This window comes from Clostridium sp. LS (genome assembly GCF_002760435.1).
GTDB lineage: Bacteria > Bacillota > Clostridia > Clostridiales > Clostridiaceae > Clostridium.
In genome coordinates this window covers 1-4,311 of the sequence record NZ_AUUU01000130.1, presented here as the reverse complement: position 1 = coordinate 4,311, position 4,311 = coordinate 1, and the positions used below count along the sequence as shown (strand labels likewise).

At 33.0% G+C, this 4,311-nt stretch carries 2 protein-coding genes; both read left to right on the top strand.

Features of this window, described 5'->3' with window-relative positions:
- The first annotated feature begins 289 nt into the window (after nucleotides 1-289).
- Entirely contained in the window at nucleotides 290-1,171 is an 882-nt protein-coding gene (locus COL3_RS23840; protein ID WP_180277975.1) for a methyl-accepting chemotaxis protein, read from the top strand.
- Nucleotides 1,172-1,359: 188 nt separating this feature from the next.
- Nucleotides 1,360-4,311 (top strand): GH32 C-terminal domain-containing protein (locus COL3_RS23835; protein ID WP_180277974.1); only part of this gene is annotated, 2,952 nt, incomplete at its 3' end.

Here is a 4,311-nt window from a genome sequence, read left to right as displayed (position 1 = left end):
AACAGCAACAAATAACGCTAATTCAGGAGTTATAACAGCAGTATTCCCAGCAACAAGCTAAAAAGTGAAAGGTGAGCTAGTTCATTGCACTTGTGAAGAGTTTTGGTGATTTCTAGAAAATTGTAAAAGGTACATCTAAAAAATATTATAATTGACATTAAATCAAATTATGACAGTAGATAGTTTTAAATCAAAAATAAAAGTATCTACTGTTTTTATTTACATAGTGAAATGTAGAATTTTGCGTGTATTAAATATCGAAATGATAGATAAATATAAGGAGAAAAACATGAGAGAAAAAGATTTGCAAAAGGTAATTGATGCATTACCTTTTCTAAATGAAATTTTGATAGAAGATTATTCATTTTATGCCTACGATATATTGAATATGAAAACAATAATAATTGAAGAAAAAAATTTAAAAATCCATGAGGAAGTGAAAAAAATTATAGGAGCTGAGGTAAATAGTGATCAAATGGATATTTACGACTTAATAAAAAGGTCTAAAAAGTCTATTTCAACAATTGTGTCAAAGGGATATTATGGTGTACCAGTTAAGATGCTTCAAATTCCTATTTTTAATGATAATGATGATGTTGTAGCAGTACTCTCTTCGATGAAAGATGTAGAAGAAGAAATAGAAATCGAAAAAACATCTTCGAATGTATATAATTCTGTTTTAGAACTCTCAGGGGGAGTTGAAGAAATAGCTTCAAAGGCTCAGCAACTAACAGCATTTGTTGAATGCATATCTACATTTAGTACAGAAACATATAATAAAGTTTTAGATATGAATGATATACTTCAAGTAATGAATAATATTGCTAGGCAATCTAATCTTCTTGCACTTAATGCGGCCATAGAAGCAGCACGGGCAGGAGATGCAGGTAAAGGGTTTGGTGTAGTTGCTAAAGAAATGGGTAAACTTGCGGCTACAAGTAAAAAATCAACTGAAAATGTTAAGAAATCCATTGATTCTATGATTAAGTCTATTGAAGATATAGCTTGCCAGATATCAGAAATAAGCTCTAGTAGTGAAACACAAGCTGCTACAACTGAAGAAATTGCGGCAACATCACAGGACATATTGAAGTTAGTGCAGCATCTTACTGATATTTCTAGAGTTTCTTCATCAGAAGATAACTTAAATAGTGAAAAGTATCCAAATTGAAAATGTTAGGGGGTGATTATTTTATGTAAATGTTTAAAAATAATAAAAGTTGGATTTAGTCATATTTAATAAACTGTAAGGGGTGATTAAAGGGGAATGGTTATAAAATTATATTGGTTCATTGATTAGTTTGGACAGATAATAGCTTTAAATTTATAAAAATATTATTAGGGGAGAGGAAAAATGTTATGAAAAAAAAATTAATTTATGCATTAACATGTTCCATGGCAATAACGCTATTTTCATCATTTTCACCTATTGCATATGCAGAATCCAGTGAAGATAGTCAGATAATTAATCATGATTTTGAAAGTGGAAATTTAGATGGATGGACGGTTGAGAATATTGGTGATGCTGCTCAAGCATTCAGTGTTTCTGATGCTCAAACATATTGGGGGGGGCCATTTTTACAAAATGGGAAATACCATGTATGGGGCTATCCATCAGGGCAAAAAAATCCTGATGCAGCTAAGGGAATCTTGAAATCTTCGTCTTTTATAATCTCTGGTACTGGGCAGATAGATTTTCTAGTTAGTGGAGGAAACGATATAAATAATCTGTATGTAGCATTGGTTAGAAAATCTGATGGTTCAATTCTCGAAAAGTGTACAGGAAATAATAGTGAAACATACTCGAGACAGGTTTGGGATGCTTCACAATATTTAGGAACAGAATGCTATATTGAAGTATATGATAATTCAACAGGCGGGTTTGGACACATTAATATTGATGATGTTAATACCTTAAGTAAAATTAGTAACGATATTGCAGAGTGGGGGTTTAATGAAGGGAAAGGAAATACAACCAAAGAGAAAGTTTCTGGAACTAATACTCCTATAGCATATAAATATAATAATGCTAGATTCAAAACAGATGCAGATCCTGTTTGGACAGAAGGTGTTGTTGGCAATGCTTTGGATTTTGATGGGTATTCATCATCAATAACTTATACATCAAATGTAAAGGCTACTTCTAATTTAACACTTGAAGCATGGGTTGCTCCTAGGGCTTATGAATGGGGTGATGGAAATAAAGGAGGACCATTTAATTCGCCAGAAGAAAGAATCCTGTCACCGATTATTGATCATAAAGATGGAGACTCTGGTTATGTATTTGGAGTGCATAGACATGGAACTTGGGCTCTACAAATAAGACTTGAAGATGGTTGGCATAATATTTGGGTGGAAGATGAAAACGATATTCTACCAACATCTGAGTGGTCTTATGTTGTAGCGACATATAAAAGTGATGAAGGAAAAATTACACTTTATAGAAATGGTAAGGAAGTAGCATCACAAGATGTAGCTAAGGGAACCAAAATTGTTGATTCTAGCGGAACTATTATGCTTGGTAAAAATAGAAATGGTGCATATGTAAATCCAACTGTTCAAGCCAATATGTTTAATGGTGTACTAGATGAAGTTAAAATAACAGCTAAGGCAAAAACAGCAGATGAGATTAAATCAACTTTTGACGCGGATGTTGCGAATATGCCTTCTCATACTCTTAATGTAAATCTTGTGCCTGATAGAAGTATATTAGCAGATGATATATATAGGCCACAGTATCACATGAGTCCGCCTATAAGTTGGATGAATGAACCACATGCACCTATATATTTTAATGGGCAATATCATATCTTTTATCAATATAATCAACATGGTCCATACTGGCATAACATGCACTGGGGACATGCGGTAAGTAAAGATATGGTTCATTGGAGAGACTTACCAGCTGCATTAGCACCAGAGCCAGGTGATATTACTCCTGATGGTGTTTGGTCAGGTAGTTCTGTAATTGGTCCTGATGGTTTACCTAATTTATTATTTACAGCGGGTAATGATTCATTAATGTCAACAGAAGGAACTAATCAAAGAGTAGGTCTAGCTACTTCAACTTATCCACAAAATGGAGATAATGATTTAATCAAATGGAATATTTATGATAAAATTGTTATTAATTCAGGTGCTGGTGGAACAATGAAGAGTGAATTTAGAGATCCATTTGTATGGAAATATGGTGATTTATATTATTGTATTGTTGGATCAGGTATATCGGGTGTTGGAGGGGCTGCTCCATTATTTGTATCAAGTGATTTACGTAATTGGACATATAAAGGTAATTTGTTTACAGGTAATATAAACAAGTATCCAGCAGAAGGTAATGTATTCGAATTACCAGTATTTTTACCTCTTGGTAATAGTGGAAAGTGGATATTCATGGAAAACCCAGCAAGTGTTGCTGATCAATACAAAGAAAAATATACATGGTATTGGATTGGAACATGGGATAATGTAACTGGTAAATTTACTCCTGATTCAGAGGAACCACAAGTATTTGATTTAGGACAACACTTTACGGGTCCAAGTGGATTTGTTGATCCGCAAGGACGTTCAATTGTATTTAATATTGCACAAGAAAATCAAGATTATGACATGTTTAAGTCTTCAGGATATGCTCATTGTGCAGGATTACCAATCAGCTTAACATTGAGAAATGATGGCAGACTTGGAGTTGAACCAATTTCAGAATTAAGTTCATTAAGGGAAGGAAATCCTCTTGTTTCAATTTCAGACAAGTCTTTACAAGATGCTAATGCTGAGTTAAGTAATGTTAATGGAGATATGCTTGAAGTTGAACTTGAAATAGAAAATAAAACTGCAAAGGAATATGGTATCAATGTAAGAGCCACAAAAGATGGACAACAAAAGACTAAGATATATATGAATTCAAATGACTCAACATTTAATATTGATCGTACTCAATCTTCTAATCTTCCAATTAACGCTTCTAATTTAAGATCAAAAGCAGGAGGGATACAAGGAGGAAATATTGACCTTAGGGGTGAAAATTTAAAATTACATGTATTTCTAGATAGATCTATGGTTGAAGCTTATGCTAATGGATTAAAAAGTATAACAAGTAGAGTATATCCAGATAGAACTGATGCTAATGGTTTACAGATTTTTGCAGATGGTGATATTGTTGTAAAATCAATGAAAGTTTGGGAAATGAAATCAGCATATACAGAACAACAAAATGTAATGAAAAAGCCAATTGATTATGTGGAACCAACAATTTTATCACCTACAAACCTAGCTGGCAGTGTAACACAAGATTCAAACATAGCATTAACTTGG

Bases quoted from the DNA above. Each gene is read 5' to 3' on its own strand.
- COL3_RS23840 (WP_180277975.1), top strand. From the start codon at position 290: ATGAGAGAAAAAGATTTGCAAAAGGTAATTGATGCATTACCTTTTCTA.